This window comes from Pseudoalteromonas sp. 2CM32C, from assembly GCF_023161925.1.
In the GTDB taxonomy this organism is placed as follows: domain Bacteria; phylum Pseudomonadota; class Gammaproteobacteria; order Enterobacterales; family Alteromonadaceae; genus Pseudoalteromonas; species Pseudoalteromonas marina.
In genome coordinates this window covers 152,628-176,467 of sequence record NZ_JALNTI010000007.1, presented here as the reverse complement: position 1 = coordinate 176,467, position 23,840 = coordinate 152,628, and the positions used below count along the sequence as shown (strand labels likewise).

Annotated in this window: 23 protein-coding genes; 11 read left to right on the top strand and 12 right to left on the bottom strand. The window is 39.2% G+C overall.

Going from position 1 to position 23,840, the window contains the following annotated elements; translation table 11 throughout:
- Nucleotides 1-86: 86 nt before the first annotated feature.
- Nucleotides 87-1,745, top strand: a complete 1,659-nt coding sequence (gene glnS / locus MTF67_RS14025; RefSeq protein WP_248519873.1) for a glutamine--tRNA ligase — start codon at nucleotides 87-89, stop codon at nucleotides 1,743-1,745.
- Between the two features lie 102 nt (nucleotides 1,746-1,847).
- Here the strand turns inward: glnS and fur are convergent, their stop codons facing one another.
- The 5 genes from fur to MTF67_RS14000 all read right to left on the bottom strand — a co-directional run bounded on the left by fur (nucleotide 1,848) and on the right by MTF67_RS14000 (nucleotide 4,385).
- A complete protein-coding gene (gene fur, locus MTF67_RS14020) occupies nucleotides 1,848-2,291 on the bottom strand; it encodes a ferric iron uptake transcriptional regulator (protein ID WP_006794887.1) in 444 nt (147 codons plus the stop codon).
- Nucleotides 2,292-2,477: 186 nt separating this feature from the next.
- Complete coding sequence (gene fldA, locus MTF67_RS14015) at nucleotides 2,478-3,005, bottom strand: flavodoxin FldA (protein WP_248519872.1); 528 nt, start codon at nucleotides 3,003-3,005, stop codon at nucleotides 2,478-2,480.
- 14 nt (nucleotides 3,006-3,019) lie between these two features.
- A complete protein-coding gene (ybfE, locus tag MTF67_RS14010; RefSeq protein ID WP_002962928.1) occupies nucleotides 3,020-3,298 on the bottom strand; it encodes a LexA regulated protein in 279 nt (92 codons plus the stop codon).
- Between the two features lie 2 nt (nucleotides 3,299-3,300).
- A complete protein-coding gene (locus tag MTF67_RS14005) occupies nucleotides 3,301-3,522 on the bottom strand; it encodes a DUF2788 domain-containing protein (RefSeq protein WP_006793041.1) in 222 nt (73 codons plus the stop codon).
- Nucleotides 3,523-3,617: 95 nt separating this feature from the next.
- Nucleotides 3,618-4,385: an alpha/beta fold hydrolase gene (locus MTF67_RS14000; protein ID WP_248519871.1), complete on the bottom strand. Its 768-nt coding sequence runs from the start codon at nucleotides 4,383-4,385 to the stop codon at nucleotides 3,618-3,620.
- Between the two features lie 244 nt (nucleotides 4,386-4,629).
- Between MTF67_RS14000 and seqA the strand changes: the two genes are divergently transcribed.
- The 7 genes from seqA to MTF67_RS13965 all read left to right on the top strand — a co-directional run bounded on the left by seqA (nucleotide 4,630) and on the right by MTF67_RS13965 (nucleotide 12,808).
- Nucleotides 4,630-5,220 (top strand): replication initiation negative regulator SeqA, encoded by a 591-nt coding sequence (seqA, locus tag MTF67_RS13995; RefSeq protein WP_248519870.1) that lies wholly within the window; start codon nucleotides 4,630-4,632, stop codon nucleotides 5,218-5,220.
- 9 nt (nucleotides 5,221-5,229) lie between these two features.
- The gene (gene pgm, locus MTF67_RS13990) at nucleotides 5,230-6,867 is read left to right on the top strand and encodes a phosphoglucomutase (alpha-D-glucose-1,6-bisphosphate-dependent) (protein WP_248519869.1); all 1,638 of its coding nucleotides are present in this window, start codon (nucleotides 5,230-5,232) and stop codon (nucleotides 6,865-6,867) included.
- A 78-nt stretch (nucleotides 6,868-6,945) separates the two neighbouring features.
- Nucleotides 6,946-7,998: a succinylglutamate desuccinylase gene (gene astE / locus MTF67_RS13985; protein ID WP_248519868.1), complete on the top strand. Its 1,053-nt coding sequence runs from the start codon at nucleotides 6,946-6,948 to the stop codon at nucleotides 7,996-7,998.
- A gap of 266 nt (nucleotides 7,999-8,264) precedes the next feature.
- Entirely contained in the window at nucleotides 8,265-9,479 is a 1,215-nt protein-coding gene (locus tag MTF67_RS13980; protein WP_248519867.1) for a thiamine pyrophosphate-dependent dehydrogenase E1 component subunit alpha, read from the top strand.
- Nucleotides 9,479-10,456: a transketolase C-terminal domain-containing protein gene (locus MTF67_RS13975; RefSeq protein WP_006793035.1), complete on the top strand. Its 978-nt coding sequence runs from the start codon at nucleotides 9,479-9,481 to the stop codon at nucleotides 10,454-10,456. Before MTF67_RS13980 ends, MTF67_RS13975 begins: the two co-directional genes overlap by 1 nt.
- 8 nt (nucleotides 10,457-10,464) lie before the next feature.
- Nucleotides 10,465-12,027, top strand: coding sequence for a dihydrolipoyllysine-residue acetyltransferase (locus MTF67_RS13970; protein ID WP_248519866.1), 1,563 nt, complete (start codon nucleotides 10,465-10,467; stop codon nucleotides 12,025-12,027).
- A 415-nt stretch (nucleotides 12,028-12,442) separates the two neighbouring features.
- Complete coding sequence (locus MTF67_RS13965) at nucleotides 12,443-12,808, top strand: DUF805 domain-containing protein (RefSeq protein WP_008127404.1); 366 nt, start codon at nucleotides 12,443-12,445, stop codon at nucleotides 12,806-12,808.
- Nucleotides 12,809-12,865: 57 nt separating this feature from the next.
- Here MTF67_RS13965 and MTF67_RS13960 read toward each other — a convergent pair whose 3' ends face one another.
- Both MTF67_RS13960 and MTF67_RS13955 read right to left on the bottom strand, forming a co-directional pair.
- A complete protein-coding gene (locus MTF67_RS13960) occupies nucleotides 12,866-14,038 on the bottom strand; it encodes a putative manganese transporter (RefSeq protein WP_248519865.1) in 1,173 nt (390 codons plus the stop codon).
- A 121-nt stretch (nucleotides 14,039-14,159) separates the two neighbouring features.
- Complete coding sequence (locus MTF67_RS13955; protein ID WP_248519864.1) at nucleotides 14,160-15,785, bottom strand: M28 family metallopeptidase; 1,626 nt, start codon at nucleotides 15,783-15,785, stop codon at nucleotides 14,160-14,162.
- Between the two features lie 118 nt (nucleotides 15,786-15,903).
- Between MTF67_RS13955 and MTF67_RS13950 the strand changes: the two genes are divergently transcribed.
- Genes MTF67_RS13950 through MTF67_RS13940 form a run of 3 tightly spaced genes read left to right on the top strand, consistent with a single transcriptional unit; the run spans nucleotide 15,904 to nucleotide 18,702 of the window.
- Entirely contained in the window at nucleotides 15,904-16,716 is an 813-nt protein-coding gene (locus MTF67_RS13950) for a DUF3025 domain-containing protein (protein ID WP_248519863.1), read from the top strand.
- A complete protein-coding gene (locus tag MTF67_RS13945; RefSeq protein WP_248519862.1) occupies nucleotides 16,713-17,501 on the top strand; it encodes an ATP-binding cassette domain-containing protein in 789 nt (262 codons plus the stop codon). The genes MTF67_RS13950 and MTF67_RS13945 overlap by 4 nt, the downstream gene beginning before the upstream one ends.
- Complete coding sequence (locus MTF67_RS13940; protein ID WP_248519861.1) at nucleotides 17,494-18,702, top strand: ABC transporter permease; 1,209 nt, start codon at nucleotides 17,494-17,496, stop codon at nucleotides 18,700-18,702. The genes MTF67_RS13945 and MTF67_RS13940 overlap by 8 nt, the downstream gene beginning before the upstream one ends.
- Nucleotides 18,703-18,800: 98 nt before the next feature.
- Here the strand turns inward: MTF67_RS13940 and MTF67_RS13935 are convergent, their stop codons facing one another.
- From MTF67_RS13935 to MTF67_RS13915, 5 genes are all read right to left on the bottom strand, one after another.
- The gene (locus tag MTF67_RS13935; RefSeq protein WP_248519860.1) at nucleotides 18,801-19,640 is read right to left on the bottom strand and encodes a UDP-2,3-diacylglucosamine diphosphatase; all 840 of its coding nucleotides are present in this window, start codon (nucleotides 19,638-19,640) and stop codon (nucleotides 18,801-18,803) included.
- A 160-nt stretch (nucleotides 19,641-19,800) separates the two neighbouring features.
- Complete coding sequence (locus MTF67_RS13930) at nucleotides 19,801-21,525, bottom strand: proline--tRNA ligase (protein ID WP_248519859.1); 1,725 nt, start codon at nucleotides 21,523-21,525, stop codon at nucleotides 19,801-19,803.
- Between the two features lie 88 nt (nucleotides 21,526-21,613).
- The gene (gene tsaA / locus MTF67_RS13925; RefSeq protein ID WP_006793025.1) at nucleotides 21,614-22,318 is read right to left on the bottom strand and encodes a tRNA (N6-threonylcarbamoyladenosine(37)-N6)-methyltransferase TrmO; all 705 of its coding nucleotides are present in this window, start codon (nucleotides 22,316-22,318) and stop codon (nucleotides 21,614-21,616) included.
- Nucleotides 22,319-22,498: 180 nt separating this feature from the next.
- Nucleotides 22,499-23,068 (bottom strand): outer membrane beta-barrel protein, encoded by a 570-nt coding sequence (locus tag MTF67_RS13920; RefSeq protein ID WP_008131186.1) that lies wholly within the window; start codon nucleotides 23,066-23,068, stop codon nucleotides 22,499-22,501.
- A 249-nt stretch (nucleotides 23,069-23,317) separates the two neighbouring features.
- On the bottom strand, nucleotides 23,318-23,782 hold the full coding sequence (locus MTF67_RS13915; RefSeq protein WP_006793023.1) for an acyl-CoA thioesterase: 465 nt from the start codon (nucleotides 23,780-23,782) through the stop codon (nucleotides 23,318-23,320).
- Nucleotides 23,783-23,840 lie beyond the last annotated feature (58 nt).

The window sequence follows — 23,840 nt, the reverse complement described above, 5'->3', positions numbered from 1 at the left end:
CGTAATCTATTGCTGTATGTTAGTGACTGTTTTTGTAATAATGCATTAGTTTTGTAATTAAGTAATATTTAGAGGATCGTACTCCTATGGCGGAAATTGAGAATCGCCCAAGTAACTTTATTAGAACCCGAATTGATGAAGACTTAGCAAGTAAAAAGCATGCAGCAACGCACACGCGCTTTCCACCTGAGCCAAATGGTTTTTTACACATAGGCCATGCAAAATCAATTTGTTTAAATTTCGGTATTGCAAAAGATTATAACGGTTTATGTAACTTACGATTTGACGATACAAACCCAGAAAAAGAAGATATTAACTACGTTAATTCTATAAAAGAAGACGTTCAATGGTTAGGGTTTAACTGGGATGGTGATATAAAGTATTCTTCTAATTATTTTGATATTTTATACGGCTATGCTGTTGAGCTTATAAACAAAGGGTTAGCTTATGTTTGTTTTTTAACAGCAGAACAAGCACGTGAATACCGCGGAACTCTAACGGAGCCAGGTAAAAATAGCCCATACAGAGATACATCTCCTGAAGAAAACTTAGCATTATTTGAAAAAATGCGTGCGGGTGGTTTCAAAGAAGGTGAATGTGTTCTTCGTGCAAAAATTGATATGGCAAGCTCGTTTATGGTGCTTCGCGATCCAATTATTTATCGTGTTCGTTTTGCTCATCATCATCAAACTGCCGATAAGTGGTGTATTTACCCAATGTACGATTTCACGCATTGTATTTCTGATGCAATCGAGGGTATTACGCACTCACTATGTACATTAGAGTTCCAAGATAATCGCCGTTTATACGACTGGGTACTTGATAACATCAGCATTGAATGTCATCCACAGCAAATTGAGTTTTCTCGTTTAAATCTTGAATACACAATTATGTCTAAACGTAAGTTAAATGACCTTGTTGTAAATAACTACGTCGAAGGTTGGGACGATCCACGTATGCCTACTATTGCAGGTTTACGTCGCCGTGGTTATACACCGGCTTCAATTCGTGAATTTTGTTTACGAATAGGGGTTACAAAGCAAGAGAATATGGTTGAAATGGGTATGCTAGAAGCGTGTATTCGTGATGACTTAAATGAAAATGCTCCTCGCGCGATGGCTGTACTGGATCCGGTTAAAGTGATCATCGAAAACTACGATGCAGATACCATAGAAACGTTATCGGTGGCTAATCATCCTAATAAGGAAGAAATGGGTCGCCGCGATGTGCCATTTACGCGTGAAATATTCATTGAACGAGAAGACTTTAAAGAGCAAGCAAATAATAAGTTTAAACGTTTAGTGCTCGATAAAGAGGTTCGTTTACGTGGCGCTTATGTTATTAAAGCTAATCGTGTTGAAAAAGACGAAAACGGTGAAATAACCACTATTTATTGTACTTATGATAATGAAACACTAGGCAAAAACCCAAGTGATGGTCGTAAAGTTAAAGGCGTTATTCATTGGGTATCAGCTTCTGAGGCTATTACAGCTGAAGTTCGTTTGTACGATCGTTTATTTAATGTGCCAAACCCAGCTGCAGCTGATGAGTTTGAAACGACATTAAACCCAGAATCATTAGTTGTTTTAACTAATGCTAAACTTGAGCCTTCGCTTGCTAATTCACAAGCAGAGCAGGGGTTTCAGTTTGAACGTACCGGTTACTTTTCAAGAGATTCTAAGTCAGAAAATGTTGTGTTTAACCAAACAGTAGGTCTTCGTGACTCATGGTCTAAAACACAATAAGCTTATTTTTACTACGCCCGCTCACTTGTGGGTGTAGTAATACTTTAAATAATAGGCACAAAAAAACCTGCAAATAGCAGGTTTTTTTATAGCTAGGATATACTAACTATTTGCATCACTAAACGCTTTACATGCAGCTTTATCATCACACTCTCCGTAAAGGTATAAAGAGTGGTTTGTTAAAGTAATACCGTTTTCTTGAGCTATTTCAAGCTGGCGACGTTCAATCATCTCATCTTCAAACTCAACAACTTTTCCACACTTTAAACATACTAAGTGATCGTGGTGAGTACTGCCCGATAATTCAAATACTGATTTCCCGCCTTCAAAGTGATGACGGCTTACAATGCCTGCATCATCAAATTGGTTGAGTACGCGATATACAGTTGCAAGGCCAATTTCTTCACCTAAATCCAAAAGAATTTTGTAAACATCTTCAGCACTGATGTGTTGGTTATCTGGAGACTGTAAAATCTCTAAAATTTTAATACGCGGTAAAGTCACTTTTAAACCGGCTTTTTTAAGTTCCAAGTTATGATCAGTCATTAAATCTGTCTCAATTTTATTTGGTTATACTAGACATCTTGCAAAGATGCTCACGATACATAAGCAACAAATAGGATAACGTGCCTAGGCCTCAAGTGCAAAGAAGAAATGATTTATATTGCAGTAAATAAAGAAAACGCTAACTGTTTGATAACTATTTAAACAGTTAGCGGTATATCGGATGGATTAGTCAGCAAGCTCGCTTAAACACATTTCATCAAATACTTGAGCAGACCATGCTTTTACGCGTTGCTCTGTGAGTTCTGGTTGACGATCTTCATCAATACCTAAACCGACAAAGTGATTATCGTCTGCCATACCTTTTGAGGCTTCGAAATCGTAGCCTTCAGTAGGCCAGTGACCTACAACAATAGCACCACGTTCAGTAACAATATCGTTGATCATGCCCATAGCGTCTAAGAAGTATTCAGCATAATCTTCTTGATCACCACAACCGAAAATAGCAACAAGTTTGCCTCCAAAGTCTACTTCTTCAAGCTCAGGGAAAAAATCATCCCAATCACATTGTGCTTCGCCGTAGTACCACGTAGGAATACCAAATAAGATTAAATCAAAATCTGCAATCTCTTCTTTAGAGCTTTTTGCAATATCATGCACAGCCACAAGCTTTTTACCCAATTCTTTTTGGATCATTTTTGCTACGTGTTCTGTGTTACCTGTGTCACTTCCGAAAAAAATGCCTACACTTGCCATGGATTTATAACCTTTTATGTATCAATAGCCAATCTTTCTTGTAAAATCGTTTCAATCAGCGCACTGCGGCTAATATTTTGTGCATCTGCCATATCACTTAACGCTTGATACAACTGCGATGAAACTTTAAATTCAACACGTTTTAAACCACGTGCTTTGTCTCTTTTTATTTGATTACGTTTATTAACCTTTAACTGCATATCCCGCGAAAGAGGATTGGTCTTAGGTCGGCCTGGACGCTTTTCGTATTCAAATAAATCGAGTGTTGTTCTATCTGTTTCTGACTTCGCCATGCCTAACCTACACCTGCGCCTTGCCAAAATACTTGAATAAGTCCTTTAGCAATAAAGCCTGAACAGCCTAAAAAGAGTACAGTCCATACTATATAGCGACCAAACTTAGGTACATTACCACTTTTAAGTACGTCTTTAATTGCCAAGCCGATGAATATCAAAATACCGGCTAAGCCAAAATACAACCCTAGGGTATCAAATTCGTTAATTAACTGACTGACCATCAACGTATAACCTTTAAATTAAACGGCGCGTACTATAGCACAAAAATATTCATATATTTAGTACGTGCAATCAAAAACAAGCGATTAAAATTACTTTAATTTTGAATTAAAAAGTCACTTATTGCCTTATTTACAGCCATAGGTTTTTGCGCATGTAACCAATGACCAGCACCGTGAATGATTTTTGCTTTCGTATTCTTGAAACGCGTGACAATTGCAGTGCGGTACTCGGGTAAAATATAATCTGAATCGTTACCTTTGATAAAAAGAGTATCGCACAAACAAGAATTGTTTTCATTAACGTTTGAGAGTATATTTGAATATTTCTTATCTAGAACAGGTAAGTTGAATCGCCACGTTAATTTTCCTGCTTCATTTTTAGCTAGGCTTTTTAATAAAAACTGACGAACGCCAAGTTCGTCAATATAAGGCTGCATTAAATCATCAGCATGCTTTCTGTCTTCTATATGCTCAGATGCAACTGCGTTAAGCGCCTGCAATATCTTAGTATGCCGCGGTGGGTAGGTAACGGGTGCTATATCAAGCACAATTAATTTTTCAATTAACTCGGGTTGAGTTAATGCAAGCTCCATAGCAACCTTACCACCCATAGAATGACCAATTATATGTGCTTTTTTTATATTCAAGTGTCGAAGTAACTCAACAATGTCTTTTGCCATAGCAGGATAACTCATCTCATCACTGTGAGGGGAGAGGCCATGGTTTCGCAAATCTACATTGGTAACTGTAAAATGCTCACTTAACGGCTTAGCAATTACGTTCAGGTTTTCTAATGAACCAAATAGTCCATGTATTAAAATAACATTTGGACCTTGTCCTAGTTGCTTATAATTTAGCTGCATACGTTGCTCCTAAAAATTTCGCCTTAGTTTGCCGAGCAATAATTAAAAAAGCAAAAAATAGTGTCTAATTAACCATTTTATTAAATGATATTCGAAAATTAGAGAAATTGATTGACTAAAAATTTACCTAACTAGTTATAGATTTTCGAAATGTCTGCGAGTGCTTGTTGTAACTCGCATTTATTATTGGATTGGGTATAATCAGGCGTGAGAAAAAAATGTGACCCGTAATGACAGGAAGACCATGAAACAAATCGACATAGACGACGAGTTATATCAATACATTGCCAGCAACACGCAAAGTATTGGTGAAAGTGCATCCACAATTTTGCGTCGTTTATTAAACATGAGCGGCGAAAAACAATTAACCGCTGACGTAGAAATAACACAAAATCAACAAATAACAACTACATCTGCGCCATCTACTGTGCCAGAATCAATGCAAGCTGTAGCAGAGGCTGAAGTTCCAAAAACTGTCACACCAGTGAAGCAAAAAAATGCTAACGTTTTTAATGTATTAAATAAAGAAGAACTAGCAATGCAAAAAGGCGTGGTGGGTCGCTTCTTATTTATTTTAAGTGCTTTTTATCGCACTCATAAATCTGATTTTTCTGCTGTGTTGGATATTAAAGGCCGTGACCGTGTTTATTTCGCAACGAGCAAAGAAGATTTAGTAAATAGTGGAAGTAGCATGAACCCTAAAAATATCACCGACAGTGAATATTGGGTAATGACTAACTCTAATACAACACGTAAAAAAATGATGCTTCATGAAGTAGCTCTTTGCCTAGGTTACAGTGCAGAGCAAGCTGAAAAAATTCGCGATTACCTGTAAGGAAATATAATGGCTATTCACTCAGGCGCAGGCAAAACTGCTCCACAATCAGCACTTGTTAATGTTCCTAAATTAGTTTCGGCTTATTATTTAAATGAGCCAGACTTAGAGCAAAACCCAGAGCATGGCGTTGCCTTTGGTACATCTGGACACCGCGGCTGCTCTTATGATGTAAAATTTAATGAATCCCATATTTTAGCAATTACACAAGCCATTTGTGATTACCGTAAACAAAACGATATTTTTGGGCCATTATTTTTAGGTAAAGATACCCATGCGCTTAGTGAAGCTGCTTTTAACTCTGCAATTGAAGTGCTTGTCGCTAACGAAGTGCAAGTAATTACTCAGCAAGATGGCGACTTTACTCCAACTCCTGTTATTAGCCATGCAATTGTTTGTCACAATAAACGTAATCCTAATGAGCTTGCAGATGGCATTGTTGTTACGCCTTCACATAACCCTCCTGAAGATGGCGGCTTTAAATATAACCCACCTAACGGCGGGCCTGCTGATACAGACGTAACTAACTGGATTGAAGACAGGGCTAACAAGTTATTACTTGAAGATTTAGTCGAGGTTGAGCTTTTCCCATTCGCTAAAGCTTCTCGCTCAGGGTTTATCCGCTACGAAGATTTAATGACTCCGTATATTAACGATTTAGAGAATATCGTTAACTTAAAAGCAATTAGTGATGCGGGCGTTAAAATAGGCATTGATCCATTAGGTGGTTCAGGTATAAATTTTTGGCCAGTTATTGCGCAAAAATATAATTTAGATCTAACCGTAGTAAACGACAGTGTTGATCCGCGTTTTGCATTTATGCCACTTGATAAAGATGGCAAAATACGTATGGATTGTTCATCGCCTTACTCGATGGCTAATTTAATTAAATTAAAAGACGATTTTGATATAGCGATTGGTAACGACCCTGATTACGACCGTCACGGCATTGTTACACCCGATGGCTTAATGAATCCGAATCATTTTTTAGCTGTTGCTATTGATTACCTATTAAACCACCGCGAGTGGAATAGTAGCGTAGAGATTGGTAAAACGCTTGTTTCGAGTTCGATGATTGATCGTGTTGTTGCGCGTAATGAGCGAAAGGTAAAAGAAGTACCGGTAGGCTTTAAATGGTTTGTTGAAGGCCTAAACAAAGGTAATCTTGCTTTTGGTGGTGAAGAGAGTGCAGGTGCTGCGTTTTTACGTTTTGATGGCAGCGTATGGTGTACTGACAAAGACGGCTTTATTATGGGTTTACTTGCAGCTGAAATACTAGCAGTAACGGGCAAAACACCATCAGCGCTTTATAAAGAGCTAGAACAAGAATTTGGAACGCCACTTTATAAACGTCTAGATGCGCCAGCAAGTAGTGCACAAAAATCGCGTTTAAAAGCTTTAAGTGCTGACGACGTAAAAGCCGAAACGTTAGCTGGAGAGCCGATTTTACAAAAATTAACTCATGCTCCTGGTAACAATGCAGCGATTGGCGGCTTAAAAGTTGTTACAGAAAATGGCTGGTTTGCTGCTCGCCCATCAGGTACTGAAGATATTTATAAAATATACCTAGAATCATTTAAAGGCGAAGCACATTTAGCTCTTTTAGAAAAAGAAGCTAAAAAATTAGTTGATTCAGTTATTAGCTAAACCTGCTTAAACTATCTAAAAACGGCTGAATTATTCAGCCGTTTTTTTGTATCTCTCACACTATAAAGGGCTTTTATTATGTCAGCCACACCCAATTATTTAAATTTATTGCAATCAACCGGTGATTTTCTAACCATTAGCCGAGATAACGAATGGCACTTAGAACCGACCCAGTTTACGCTCAACAATGGAACCCGAGTTAATGTACACGATACTGGGGTTATTGAGTTTCAGCCAGCGGTTACTACCTCAAAAGATATTGTGTTATCAAGTGCCGTACATGGCAACGAAACAGCGCCTATAGAAATTTGTGATGAGCTAATAAAGCAAATTATTTCGCAAAGCCTTGAGCTTAATCAGCGAGTCCTGTTTATATACGGTAACCCTAAATCAATTAATATTGGTTTGCGCTTTGTTGAAGAAAACCTTAATCGTTTATTTAATGGACACCACACTGTTGATGGTGTTGAAATGAATGACGAGCGCGTTCGAGCGGCAAAACTTGAACGCTACGTAACTGACTTTTTTGCCAGAGGCGAAAAGGGCAGTGAGCGCAGTCATTACGATTTGCACACGGCTATTCGTGGTTCAAAAAATGAAAAATTTGCTGTGTATCCATTTTTGCACGGTAAACCATGGAAAAAATCACAGCTACAATTTTTACTAAGTTGTGGTGTAAATACTGTATTAATGATGAAGTCGCCAGCGACAACGTTTAGTTATTTCTCATCCTTTGTTCATGGTGCAGATTCGTTTACAGTTGAGCTTGGGCAAGTAAAACCATTTGGCCAAAACGATATGACACGTTTTGAAAAAACAAAACAAACGTTAACTGCATTAATTAGTCAAAAAGAAGTTGAATACCCACAATTTAATGCAAGCGACTTTGAGCTGTTCGCTGTTCACCGTACAATTAATCGTACTCAAGAGGATTTTAGTTTTCCATTTTCTGATCATGCAGAGAACTTTACTGGCTTTGCAAAAGGAGAACTGCTCGCAACCGATGGTAATACTCCTTATTATGCGGACGTTGAAGGAGAAGCAATCATATTCCCAAATGCAAAAGTAGCCTTAGGGCAACGTGCATTACTCACCGTTGTTCCAATGGCAATAGACAGTAACTTTGTATAATTCAACTCATTAGACCTCTTTGCCCTGCAAGTTAACTAACTGATTACTAATAATTTAAGTAGCTGTATTGTTAACTTGCCACTTATTTAACCAATATTTACTTTTGTTTCGTCACAGATTTGTTGAATAACACTTTACGTTAACGTAAAGTGTTGGCAGCTTTAATTAAATATAGTGCAGATATTGCAAAGTTTATTCAGCAATGATCACCCATAATAATAATGTAAAAGGGGCACTATGTTACTGACAACAACAGAAGGTAGGTTATGAGTAATCCAAATAACGTATCGCTGAATATTAACCATGCGCTAGAATTTATTGACGGCAATGCGCTTAATATTCCAACCCTTAGTATTTTAACTGAGGATGGCGACATTCACCCAAGTGCGACAGCACCCGCTATTTCAAAACATACCGCAATTAAACTTTATGAGACTATGCGTTTTATACGTTTATTAGATGAACGTATGCAAGGTGCTCAGCGCCAAGGCCGAGTAAGCTTTTACATGCAATGTTTAGGTGAAGAAGCTGCCGTTACGGCATCCGCTGCTGCGCTTGACCAAGAAGACATGATAATGGCGCAATACCGTGAGCAAGCTGCACTGCATTACCGTGGTTTTACGCTAGACCAATTTATGAACCAAATGTTTTCAAACGAATTAGATTTAGGCAAAGGTCGTCAAATGCCAATTCATTATGGTTCGAACAAATTAAACTATATGACTATTTCTTCTCCTCTTGGCACACAAATACCACAAGCTACAGGGTATGCATATGGACAAAAAGTAAAGCACATAGATGCGAAAACAGGCGAGCTTGCAAGCACTATTGATAACGTTACTATTTGTTACTTTGGCGAAGGCGCTGCCTCTGAAGGTGACTTTCATGCAGGATTAAACATGGCTGCAGTGCATAAAGCACCCGTGATATTTTTTGCACGTAACAACGGCTATGCGATTTCGACCCCGGCAGATGAGCAATTTAAAGGTGATGGTATTGCTTCACGTGGTGTGGGTTATGGCATTAAAACAATTAGGGTCGATGGCACTGACGCACTTGCTGTGTTTGCGGCAACGCAAAAAGCACGTGAAATTGCCTCAACACAAGGCGAACCTGTTTTAATTGAATCAATAGCTTATCGTTTAGGTGCTCACTCAACCTCAGACGATCCAAGTGGTTATCGTTCAAAAGACGAAGAGGCTAATTACAAAACATGCCCAATAGAAAAATTTAAAAAGTGGCTAGTAAAACAGCAATGGCTCAACGAAGAGGACGATTTTAAAGCAAAAGAGTCTATACGTGAAGATATATTAGCGGCATTAAAGCGTGCAGAAGTAGTACAAAAGCCTGCTCTAGAAGAGCTAGTATCAGATGTTTACGACACGCCAATCCCTTCACTTGTTCGTCAATACAATGAACTAAAAGAACATATACAAAAGCACCCAGATGCTTACCCAGTTACTGCAGGGAGAATTAAGTAATGGCTAAAATGAACATGCTACATGCAATTAATTCTGCTCTTGATATAACCATGAATGAACACCCGCAAGCGTGTATATTTGGCGAAGATGTTGGGTATTTTGGTGGTGTATTTAGAGCGACCTCAGGTTTACAAGAAAAATACGGAAAACACCGTGTATTTAATACGCCTCTAACTGAGCAAGGTATTTTAGGTTTTGCAAATGGTTTAGCGGCATTTGGTGCCCCCGCATTAGCTGAAATTCAATTTGCAGATTATATATTCCCGGCCTTTGACCAAATAGTAAATGAATCAGCAAAATTCAGATACCGTAGTGGTAATGAGTTTAATGTAGGTAACTTAACTGTACGCACACCATATGGTGGTGGTATTGCTGGTGGTTTATATCATTCGCAATCACCAGAAGCTTACTTTGCACATACGCCAGGTTTAAAAATAGTGGTGCCACGTAATCCATATCAAGCTAAAGGCTTACTGCGTGCAAGTATTAAAGATGACAATCCTGTTATATTTTTTGAGCCCAAACGTTTGTACCGCGCATCGACGGGTGAAGTACCTGAAGAAGATTACTCAATAGAGTTAGGTAAAGCTGAAGTCGTGCAAGAAGGCAGTGACATTACAGTACTTGCCTGGGGCGCTCAAATGGAAATTATTGAAGATGCTGCAAAACTAGCAAGCGAGCAAGGCATACATTGTGAGGTTATAGATTTACGTAGTATTTTGCCGTGGGATATAGACACAATTGCTAAATCAGTCACTAAAACTGGCCGTTTAGTGATAAGCCATGAAGCACCTATTACAAATGGATTTGGTGCAGAAATTGCTGCCTCAATTCAACAAGCGTGTTTCCTCCATTTAGAGTCACCTATTTTACGTGTGTGTGGTTTAGATACACCTTACCCACTGGCGCTTGAGAAAGAGTACGTGCCTGATGCGCTCAAAGTATTAGCTGCAATTAAACAATCAATGGATTTTTAGGGGTTCCCATGGCTAAAGATTTTATATTACCCGATATTGGTGAAGGCATTGTTGAGTGCGAAGTGGTTGAATGGCTAGTAAAAGAAGGTGATAGCGTTTGTGAAGATCAACCCATCTGTGACGTGATGACTGATAAAGCCCTAGTACAAATACCTGCTGTGCACGATGGAGTAATTACAAAGCTCTACCATCAAAAAGGCGAAATAGCTAAAGTGCATGCACCTTTGTTTGCAATGGATGTAGCAGGCGAAGCGGCTGACGTTGAAACGCAAGAGCATGACAGTGCACCACAAAACAACAATACAGCTGAACAATTAGAAGATTTTATTTTACCAGATATTGGCGAAGGGATTGTTGAGTGCGAAATAGTCGACTGGTTAGTCGCCGAAGGCGATGAAATTGAAGAAGATCAAGCTGTTTGTGATGTAATGACTGATAAAGCCCTTGTGCAAATACCGGCAAAGTACACCGGTACCGTGCAAAAGCTGTATTACCAGAAAGGCGAAATAGCTAAAGTACATAGCCCACTGTTTCAAATGACTATTGCTGGAAGTGCACCTAAACAAAACATAGATGTAAACCAAGCTGTAGTAAAAGCGCAAACAAATGCAGCAGAGCAAGCAGCACCAGTAAAAGTTAATCAAACAGCAAAAGTGGTTAACACAAAGGCCGTTGCATCACCGGCTGTTAGACGTAAAGCACGTGAGCTTGATGTTGATTTAACACAAGTGCCGGGTAGTGGTAAAAATGGACGTATCTATAAACAAGATATAGAAGAGTTTATTAAAGGTGAAGTACCTAACAGTATTGATACATCACCGCTTAATAGCAGTGCAGTCAACACACAAAGTAAAACGCAGAGCTCTGGCGTACGTGTAGAGCCAATTAAAGGCATAAAAGCGGCGATGGCAAAACAAATGGTTGCCTCTGTTTCAACCATTCCACACTTTACATTTTGTGATGAAATAGATTTAACAGACCTTATTGCCCTAAGAGCTTCAATGAAAGAACAATACAAAGCACAAGGCGTTAAGCTCACTATGATGCCTTTCTTTGTTAAAGCACTGTCGCTTGCGATGAAAGAATTCCCGGTTCTTAATTCTAAGGTAAATGAAGATTGCTCTGAGCTCACTTATTTTGACGACCATAATATTGGTATAGCAGTCGATTCTAAAATTGGCTTATTGGTACCAAATATTAAGTCGTGCCAAAGTAAAAATATTGTTGATGTGGCTAATGAACTTACACGCCTTACTGAGTCCGCTCGCGAAGGGCGAGTACTACCTGAAGACTTAAAAGGCGGTACAATTAGCATTTCGAATATTGGTGCAATTGGCGGCACAATTGCCACACCAATTATTAATAAACCAGAAGTAGCTATTGTTGCGCTAGGTAAGTTGCAACATCTCCCCCGCTTTGATGAAAACGGTCATGTTGTAAGTAAGGCCATTATGCAAGTCAGTTGGTCTGGTGATCACCGTGTTATTGATGGCGGAACAATTGCTCGCTTTAATAACTTATGGAAATCGTACTTAGAAAATCCATCGGCAATGATGATGGCAATGAGTTAAAAATATAATTGTTTAAACCTAGGGCGTGTTGATCTTTGATGGTTGAATTTACAGCAGTATGTTTGGTTTTTAGGCAAGGCAGAGCCTATGAAGTGTGGTTATTCCCCATAAATAGGCGATAACGCAGCATAAATGCCAAACATGCGCTGCCCTTCGGGTTCTGCCTAGGGGCGATAAACTCTTTGTCACTCGGTTTTTACTTAGCCCACTAGGTTACAAACCTCGCGCCGCGATTTAATCGACCCTAGATTGAACAAATTTCAATCCGCAAAGGTCAACACGCCCTAATAAATAACCAGCAATTTGCTGGTTTTTTGTTTTAAAGCAAACCGTTTTTAATTAAGATACAAATGTTACTAATAAGTAATTTAAAGAGCCCGTTAGGGAATATAAAAAATAACACTAAGGAAATATTATGGAACATTATATGAACGCACTGCGTAGCTACGCAGATTTTTCAGGACGTAATCGCCGCAAAGCATTTTGGATGTTTATGCTAATTAATATTATTTTTTCACTATTAACAAGTGTTGTAGATGGTATTACAAACACGATGTTTGTAAGCACAATATATAGCTTGGCTTTATTGATCCCTCAATTAAGCGCTGGCGCACGTCGTTTACACGACACAGGCCGCTCAGGCTGGTGGCAGCTTCTTTGGTTAGTGCCAATTATTGGTTGGATTGTTTTAATTGTGTTCCTTGCACAAGATTCACACGAGGGCGAGAACGATTATGGCCCTAATCCAAAAGAGTTAGCAGCAGAACCTGCTGCTGTATAAAGTAAAGCTTTAAGCTGAAAAAGCTCAGTGTTCGCTGAGCTTTTTTATGCCTAAAATTTAATACGAAATAAAATACAACCCATAGCCAACCCCCAGAGCAGGAAGTGCGGTATATAAAGTGGCTATTATTGCGGCTTTAGGGGCTAAAGCAATTGCAGGGAATAACGCATCTCCGTCGTTTGAAATAGCATTGGCTGTTAAAGCACTAAATGGAATAATGCCCTGTATATAAAGCGTGGTAACTATTATTTGCGGCCCACAACCGGGTAAAAAACCTATGATTACAGCAATCAGCGGTGCTAAATAAGCGTAGTGGGCAAACCATGTTTTTAAATCAAGTCCGGCTACATTCACGAGTATTTCAAATAACATAAACGACGCCACTACCCATGCAGTCACAAAGTGTGTGTCTTGGAGCACTTTAACCACTTTAGATGGTGGATTACATTCATCCTCCTCACTGGTAATTTGTTTATATGTTTCGCCCTTAGACGAGTAAGCCCATACCGTTACGATAAATAGAGCCATGCCCGCACCAAATAAATGTATTCCAGTGTTTGTGTACTCTCCAAATTGGTTAAAGTCCACGTTAAATGCGATTAAAAACGCGATAATTAAACTTGGAAAAATCGCTAACATCCAAACAGGTTTACTGACTCTAATAATGCGGGTAGGCAATATTTTAACTTGGTGCGTTTGTTCTTTTAAAGAAGGGCGTAAAAAGTCGTGTTTATGAACTGTATTTACAAAAGCACCACATATAGTTCCAACAACTAATCCGATAGCCATTATTACAGCTCCCTCAGTAGGGCGTGTAGCTAAAAGTAAAAATGCAGCATCGCCCATTGTTGCTGTCAGTACGGCAACAATAGCACCAAAGCTTGCTTGGCCTTTGGTAAATTGTGTAACCACTATTATAGCGCCCCCGCAGCCGGGTAAGGCACCTAGTAAAGCCGCAAAAAAGACCTCTAAAGCCGGTGACTTGGCACTTAGATAACTAAGCTCCAACTGAGGTAAACGCTCAATAGCGTAGTAATAAATCAGTAACGTAGCAGCAACAAATACACTGACTTGAAAAAACGCGTCGCTTAGTGCGGTAATTGCAATATCACGAAGTGATGGCACAGCAAAGCATACCAACAAAAAAAGAGGGAGTAATAAGCGTTTATTTTGGCTAACAAAGCGTTTTGAAGCGGGCGTAATTAGTCCTATTTGTGTAATTGAGTTCATACAGTGTTACCAAATTAATAAACAGGGTAACACTGTATAATTTTAGTAAATGATAATCAATATCATTTAATTGTGTTTAAATCGATTACTCACATTGAGATTTTCGATATTAAAACCTTGGCTATTTGCGTTGAAATTCTGAATTTGAATTCCAAGTAGGCCATTGCTCTTGCTCAGAAATATCAAAACCTACTTTATAAAATAATTGTAAGTCTTGAACAGCGCCCGATAAATCCCACTCATCGCGGTAACGGTCACAAGGCTGGTGGTAACAACCGCGTAATACTAGGCTCATTCGCTTGCGATAATTGGCTGTTTCTTCATCCGCTGCTTGAGTACCACCACCAGCGTACATTGCAGGTATGCCCATATTGGCAAACGCAAAATGATCCGAACGGTAATAACCACCCGACGATGGTTTAGGATCGCCTGATAAAGTTCTACCTTGATCTTTTGCTGCATTAGCTAAAAACTCATCCATTTGAGATTTACCAATGCCTACCACACTCATATCTTTTACTTTGCCTAATAAATTTAAGCTATCCATATTGATATTAGCAACCGTCTTGTTAGCTGCAATAACAGGGTTTGCGGCGTAATACTTAGAGCCAAGTAACCCTTGCTCTTCAGCGGTTACTGCTAAAAATGTCATTGAGCGGCTAGGGTGCTTTGGCAATTTAGTAAATGCTTCTGCAACTTCTATTAAGCCTGCAGTACCCGTTGCGTTATCGTGAGCACCGTTATAAATTTGGTCACCTTTGCGGCTTGTATCTGTGCCTAAGTGATCCCAATGCGCTGAATATACTACATGTTCGTCTGGCGATTCGCTGCCCGGTAAGGTCGCAATAAAGTTGTAAGACACTGACGTTTTAATTGTATTAGTCACATTAACAGAGGCGGTTAAATCACCCATATCAACATGATAAGCACCTTTTGCGGCATTTTCTTTAATGGTATCGAAATCTAAACCAGCTTTACTGAAAAGCTCTTTTGCCATATCACTAGTAACCCAGCCTTCTACAGCAACACGGTCCATATTGTTGTTTTCTTTTTGAAAACCAAATTGCTCGCCACTCCACGAATTTTCAACAACCGACCAAGGATACGAAGCGGGTGCTGTTTCGTGAATAATTATAGCGCCTGCAGCACCTTGGCGACTTGCCTCTTCATATTTGTAGGTCCAACGACCGTAATACGTCATTGCATCGCCGGTAAATAAAGCAGGATCTTTAGTTGCAAAACCAGGATCGTTCACAAGCATGACCACGGTTTTACCTTTAACATCAATTCCTTCGTAGTCGTTCCAGTTATACTCTGGTGCATTAACGCCGTAGCCTACAAATACTAGCTCAGAGTTTTCAATGCCTTCTTTTTCACTAATGCGGCTACTGCCCATAACCATGTCTTTTTTGTATTGGTAATCTTTGCCACCAATTGATAAAACCATGTTTGAATCAGCTTCTAGTGATACAAGGGGGACTTCTTGTAAAAAGCTATCACCATTGCCAGGCTCAAAACCCAATGCTTTAAATTGGGTTGTTAAATAATCTAATGTTAGCTTTTCGCCAGGTGACGAAGGCGCTCGGCCACCAAATTCGTCAGATGCCAATACTTTTATGTGTTTTGCTAACTCATCGGCTTTAATACTGTTATAGCCATTAGTTACATCTGAAGGAGTTATGCTTGTTGCTGCACAGCCAGCTAAAACAGCGCTGGCAAGAAGTGTGAGAGATAAATTGCGTTTCATATTAACTCGATTATTGTTTTAAGATTAAATAAGTATATTAACTTCTATTAAGTAGGGCTAGCTTTTGCGGTAAACTGTTACAAAATTAAAGGCCTATACAAGTTAGAAATTTATAATAATGAAGCGTTTTACTCCTCCTGAACAATGGCAACCCAATTGCCTAAAAACGGGTGCATTTAATCACCTAAACAGCTTGTTTAAACTTAATGAGCAAACTCAATGGCCTTCACCAAAATGGTTTACTCCATATTTAAATGCAACGAACGAGAATAATTTACCGATACAGTTTGTTGACGATGCACAAATAGACTTTGCGGAGCGCTATTACGAACAAGTAATTTTTGAAACGGGTGAAGTACCCACACGGACAGAAAATTGGCACGATCTATTCGGTGGTTTTATTTGGTGCTTATTTCCTAAAACAAAATCACTTATAAATCATCGGCATGTTCAGGACATTGCCGAATATGGTTTAACTAAGCGCACCAAACACAGAAACGCACTCACACTATTTGATGAATGTGGTGTTGTACTGGCCATTAGTGACAGTAAATGGCAAACCTGGCTGCGCGATCATCAATGGCACAAAGCATTTGCAGAGCACCGCCATGAGTGGGGAGAGTCAATTCAGGCTTTTATGTTTGGGCATGCCAATTACGAAATGTTGACTCGCCCCTATATAGGGCTAACAGGAAAAGCATTATTCATAAATGTGCCCGATGAAATATTTTGTAAAGATTTAGCAATGCAATACCAGTACCTTGATCAAGTACTTTATGAGAAGATTAAAATAGAACATTGCTTAGCCGATAACTCACACCTTTCGCCTTTACCATTATTAGGTGTGCCTGGCTGGCATGAAGATAATAAAAACGACACATTTTACAATAATACGGATTACTTTAGACCCAAACGAAGGATATGCGCATGATAGAAGTTGCCGGGCTTAAAAAACGTTTTAAGCTGACGAAAGACCATAAAAAAAATAAAGTAGATGATATCGACCCACGTGAAGATAAAGACTACTTTCATTCAGTACGAGATGTCAGTTTTCGCTGCGCTGAAGGCGAAGTATTAGGGCTGCTAGGCCCTAATGGCGCAGGTAAAACAACCACCTTAAGAATGATCTCAACAGCATTAAAGCCCGATGAAGGCTCTATTACAATTGATGGCAACGATATTGTTAAAAAACCTCTTTTAGGGCGAAAGTCGATTGGGTTTTTATCAGGCTCTACTGGCTTGTATGGTCGTCTGACCGTTAAAGAAAACATAGAGTACTTTGCAAAACTTCACGGGATGAAAAAAAGCGATATAGCATCACGTTGTGATGAGCTTTTTACATTACTCGATATGCATAAATTTATAGATAAACGCGCTGAAAATTTATCAACTGGTATGAAACAAAAAGCAAATATAGCCCGTGCAGTTGTACATCGCCCAAAAGTAGTTGTGCTCGATGAGCCTACAACAGGCCTTGATATCATGACCACACAAACAGTGATCGAATTTATCAAAGGTTTAAAAGCACAAGGCACACCGGTTATTTTTTCTACCCATCATTTAGATGAAGTTGCATTGTTATGTGACCGTGTAGCGGTAATTAACGAAGGCGTAAGCTGCTTTGATGGCACAGTTGAAGAGTTTAAACAAACCGGAAACAGTGAAGAGTTAAACCAAGCGTTTATGAACATATTAACGGAGAAGCATCATGTTTGAGGTATATAAAAAGGAATTAAAAGAACTCCTTCGCGACAAAAAAACGCTTATGTTTGTTGTGTTATTGCCAGTACTTATTTTCCCAATAATTTTTGCCGTTATGGCTTTTATTAGTTCGCAAGCGGCACTTGAAGCTGACCAAAAAGTTAATACTTACGTAATTATTAATGGTGAATACGCACCAGAATTTACCAACAAAGTGTTTTACCACAAAAGCTTTGAACTTTATAAGGGCAGTAAAACCTTTAATACAATAGAAGAGCTCAAAGCAGGTGTTACTGCCGGCGATATAGATATGGGTATTTACTTGCCAAGTAACGCAGTAGATACACTCGACAGTGGTGAACAAAGCAAATGGGAAGTGGTATTTAACGACGCAAAATCAATAAATTTTTTATTTGATCGGGTCAAAGAACTAGCTCAAGAATACAGCGACGTATTGCAAGCCAAAAAATTAAAAAGCTTTGGGATAGAAGAGTCTTCGCACAAAGCTATCCTTACCCCTATTGAAGTTGTTAAAGTAGATACGGCCGATAAACGTGAAAACTTAGGTGAAAAAATAGGTGGCCTTTTACCATATTTACTTATTCCATTGGTGTTAATGGGCGCTACATATCCTGCAATTGACTTAGGGGCCGGTGAAAAAGAGCGTGGCACACTAGAAACACTCTTACTTACACCCATAACACGCACAGAGCTGGTATTAGGTAAATTTATAACATTACTGACCACCTCTATTGCATCAACCGCTATTACGGTTGTGAGTATGGGGTGTTGGGTTGCTGTTGCACTGGCGTTCGCAGACTTAGACTTTATAAAAACGGCATTTAGTACCTTGGCGGTTACCGATTTGCTGATGATTTTTGTATTATTACTGCCATTGGCTGCCATATTCTCTTCTTTAGCGTTAGCTATATCTATTTATGCGCGTACGTTTAAAGAAGCACAAAACTACCTGGCTCCTTTAAATATGGGGGTGTTTTTCCCTATTATTATTTCAATAATGCCAAATATGGAATTGACTGCTAAAACCGCGTTTATTCCGGTAACCAACGTTGCATTAGCCATTAAAGACATAATTAAAGGCACTGTAGATTACACGTTTGTAGGGCTCATATTTTTAGCAACCGCTCTTATTGCAGGTGCGTTACTAGCATTTTGCGTTAAATGGTTTAACCGAGAAGATGTACTATTTAGATAGTGTGCTACTCATCTTTAAAAAGCATCACTTAAGTGATGCTTTTTTGTTTAAGACCGTCAACAAGGGTTAAAATCTATGACTTGGTTTAAAGTCAGCAATTAGGCTGCCGACTTTTTAGGTTTCGCATCGTCATTACTCATTAGTGGCGATGAAATGTTAGATATGTCGGCGCTGTCTAAAACTGTGTGTGTATCTGACCAGTGAAGCAGTTCTATTTTTCCATCGGCTTGTTCCACTAAGGCGGTGCAGTTTTCTATCCAATCGCCGTCGTTACAATACACTATGCCGTCACACACTTTTATTTTAGGGTGGTGTATATGCCCACAAATAATCCCATCTACGTTTTGTTTTTTTGCCTCATGAATAGCTGCGTCTTCAAATGCATTTATTGCTTCGCGTGCCTTATGCACTCGTGCTTTTATCCACGACGCTAACGACCAATAATTACCCCCAAACAACTTTCTTATTTTATTGCTCCAACGATTTAAAAATAAAAGCAAATCGTAGCCTGCATCGCCTGCAATGCTAATAATTTTGTTATAACGAGTTGCGCTATCAAAGTCATCGCCGTGAACGAGCAAAAAGCGTTTATCGGCTTGAGTTACATGAATATACTGCTGGTGGACCTCTATGCCAAACAGGGTTTGATTTATATAGTTTCTAAAGGTTTCGTCATGGTTTCCTGGTATATAAATTACGCGTGTTCCGTTGGCCGCTTTTTGTTGAATGCAATTAAGTACTTGATAGTGAGAGGGGTGCCAATAAAATTGGCGCTTCATAGACCATAAGTCAATAATGTCGCCAACTAAATATAAAACGTCAGTGTCAACAGTGCTTAGAAAATCGAGTAAATAATCAGCTCTACAATCTTTATAGCCTAGGTGAACATCTGATATCCATATAGCAGGGTATTTAGCCTTTTGTTCAGCACTTTTCATATTGTCCCTCGTTAGTTTTGTTAGCTATAAATTACTTTAGAGAGAAAAAATGACAGTGATACGACATTTTTAGTAAAGCTATATGACACAAAATTTAGGCATAAAAAAACCGCTTAAATAGCGGTTTTTGCATTCACGTTATTGAATAACGAATAAGAGTTTAGGCTTGCATAGCTGCTTTAATGCTTTCAATAGCGGTATCTATGTCAATCATTAGCTTTTCACCTGTGCGACGATTTTTAAGCTCTACTTTATTTTCGTCTAGGTTACGTTCGCCAATTACAAGTGTGAAAGGCACACCTACAAGCTCCATATCATTAAACATGACACCTGGGCGCTCTTTTCTATCGTCAAATAACACATCCACACCTGCATCTTTTAAACCTTGGTAAAGGCTGTTTGCAATATCAGGAATACGATGCGACTTGTGCATGTTCATTGGTACAATAGCAAGGTCGAACGGCGCAATAGACTGTGGCCAAATAATACCGTATTTATCGTTGTTTTGCTCAATAGCAGCAGCCACAATACGCGATACACCTACACCGTAACAACCCATGGTCATTACTTGGTTTTTGCCATCTTCGTTTAATACGCCAGCTTTCATGGCTTCTGAGTATTTTGTGCCAAGTTGGAATATATGTCCTACTTCAACACCACGTTTAATTTGTAATGTGCCTTGGCCGCAAGGGCTAGGATCGCCTTCTACAATGTTACGAATATCAGCAACGTCGTAGTTAGTTACATCACGGTCCCAGTTTATGCCGCTAAAGTGTGCGTCGTCTTTATTAGCACCGGCTACAAAGTCAGCCATTACGTTGGCTGTGCGGTCAACAATAATTGGCATTGTTAATCCTACAGGACCTAGTGAGCCAGGTTTTGCGCCGATTGCAGCAATGATGTCTGCTTCTTTTGCCATTTCAAGCGGTGAATCAACGAGAGGGTGCTTTTCCGCTTTCAATTCGTTTAATTCGTGATCGCCACGAATAACAAGGGCAACTAAACCACGTTGTTCGTTTTCATCTGGGGCACCATAAACGATTAACGTTTTAACACTACTGTGTGGTTTAACACCGTAATGCTTTTTAAGCTCTTCAATTGTTTTAGCATCTGGAGTCGGGAACGCTTTTAATTCTTTTGTAGCATCAGCACGAGGCTCTGTTGGGGCAAGGGCTTCGGCTTTTTCAATATTAGCGGCGTAATCACTACCATCGCTAAATGCGATAGCGTCTTCACCTGATTCGGCTAAAACATGGAATTCATGAGACACGCTACCACCAATAGACCCTGTATCGGCAATTACTGGGCGATAATCTAGGCCTAAACGTTCAAAAATATTACAGTATGCTTTGTGCATTGCTTGATACGTATTATTTAAACATTCTTCACTCAAATGAAATGAATAAGCGTCTTTCATGGTGAATTCACGTGCGCGCATAACACCAAAACGAGGGCGTCTTTCGTCACGTACTTTAGTTTGTACTTGATATAAAGTAAGTGGTAACTGTTTATAGCTATTCACTTCTTTGCGAACAAAATCGGTGATTACTTCTTCATGTGTTGGACCAAGTGCAAATTCACGATTATGACGGTCTGTAAAGCGCATTAGCTCTGGACCAAACTCGCTCCAACGGCCTGACTCTTCCCATAAATCAGCAGGCTGTATCACAGGCATCAGCATTTCTATTGCGCCTGCTTTGTCCATTTCTTCACGAACAATGTTTTCAACTTTACGCAAAACGCGTAAACCAGAGGGTAACCAAGTGTATAAACCCGAAGCGACGCGACGGATCATACCGGCTCTAAGCATTAACTGATGCGATACAATTTCAGCATCTGAAGGCGTTTCTTTAAGTGTTGCGAGTATATATTGGCTGGTACGCATTATTTTTCCGAAATAGAGTAATATGTTCTTTTAATAGAGCTTAAGTTTACCAGCGGTTGCTTTTACACAAAAGCGCTAAGTGAGTTATTTAGCTTTTTTCTATACTTGTTACTAGGTTGTGCTCGCCATTAACTTGCCAGCGTATATTGTAATCATACAATGTCATTCCATAGCTCTGCTCGCCGTCTTTTTGTTTTTTGTAAGCAGGGCGTGGATCTTGTTTTAAAACATTACTAATAAAGTTTAATAAATCAGGGTATTGAGTTTGTTGCTCAATGAATAAAGTCACCTCGGGGGTAAACTCTACACTCATTTGTGTTTCTGGGCGTGTATCTGCAAAACCAGCACTTGCGTCAAGCATAGCATCTGAGTAAGGCAAGTAGGGTTTTATGTCAATGATGGGCGTGCCATCAAGCAGGTCGATTCCGGCAAGTAATAAACTGAGTTGGCCATTTTTATATTCTATACCCTCAAGCTTTACTGCACTCATACCAATGGCATTTGGTCTAAAAGTAGCACGAGTAGCAAATACACCTTTGCGTTCATTACCGCCTAAGCGAGGAGGGCGTACCATGGGCGAGTAGCCTTTATCTGCGGTTTCATGAAAGCGAAACAATAACCAAATGTGGGTAAATTCATCAATACCGCGTACAAATTCTTCGCGGTTAAAATCAGGCGCAAAAATAAGTTTTGCTTTGGCTTCAGGTACTAAACGAGGTTGTCTTGGTATGGCAAACTTTTGTTTATAAGGGGATTGTATGTGGCCAACGGCCGAAATGCTGTAGTCGCTCATGTCACTCAAGTACAAATAGAATAGGCTGACATTCTACCTTTATTTGCAGGCCATGGCATCACAGCATAGCAATTTATTTAATTAGACTGATAGGTTTAAAATTGCTTTTAGACTGAGTGGTTTATATAAAGCAGAAAAAGGTAAGCCTAAGCTTACCTTTGTTAAACAACCTGTTATAGTTTAAAACATGTATTGCAGTGACACTGATGCTACATCCATATCAGGATCAATATCGTCGTCTAGTTTGTAACGCTCGTACTCTAAACGCATTTGCACATTGCTAGAAAAAGCAAATTCTAAACCAGCACCATAAAATGCATCACCGCCGTCTTGTGAAGTAGAAACGCTTCCAACAGGGAGTTCTTGTTTTATATCTGCATCCCATTCTAACCAACCACCTTTGGCATAAACCGAAAAGCTCTCAGTTAATGGGATACCTAAACGCGCGGCCAATGACACACCGTCAATTTCAGCTTTGCTATCAATATCGCTAACTTCATCAAAGTTTTGATAAGCCAGCTCTACACTTAAATATTCATTAAATTGCGTACCTACATACCCTTTGAGCATTTGTGCGTCATCATCAAAATCAGTATCGTTTTCACTGTCTTCAAACTCAAAAGAGTACTGTCCGTAACCTATACCGGTATAAATACGTGGAGAATCAAAATCGGAAATATCTGCCTGCGCCGCAGAATTAAAACCAAGTGTTGCTAGCGCTAGTGCTGAAAGTGAAAGTGATTTAATCATTAAATAGCTCCTTTAAAAAATAAAATGGTTTGATTTTTCAAACTTCAATTACTTATTTGCAGTGAACATGCCAATGATTAAATTGATTACTAAAACAGCTGAACTAGTATTTTTGGATTAGTTATTTGGGTTGTTTAGGTTTTTTATTAAACAAATCGCTAACTGCTAAGATTTAGCGATTTTAAATAAATTGTATTTTTTACAAAGCATTAGGTGATTTTTACAGTACAAAAATTAGCTAATGTCTAATTACACTTGATGAAGTAAGTTTTCGGTTTCAATCGCAATTTCTTTCATTTTAATTGCGTAGTTTTCTAATTTTATATCTTCATTGGAGACTGCTTTAAACTCTGGCACTGCAACGGGGTAACCTGTTTCATCCATGGCAACAAAGCTTATTACACAGTGATTTGTTTCAACCATGTTCTGTGTTTTAGGGTCGCCACACCGAACTTGTATAAATATTTGCATACTTGTTTTACCGGTATGTGCAATTTTAGCTTCCACTTCTACTATTTGACCAACCAGAATAGGGCGTCTAAATTTAACACCTGCCACCGATACGGTTACACAATAATGACCACTCCAGCCAGCAGCACAGGCATAGCCAGCTTGGTCAATCCACTTCATAACCACACCACCATGTACCTTCCCACCAAAATTAACGTCGGTAGGTTCTGCTAAAAAACGAAAAACAACATTTGACGACGGCATAAGCTTTACTCTTTTTATTAATTATACAGTCAGCATAGCGCAAAAAAGGGGCCGAAGC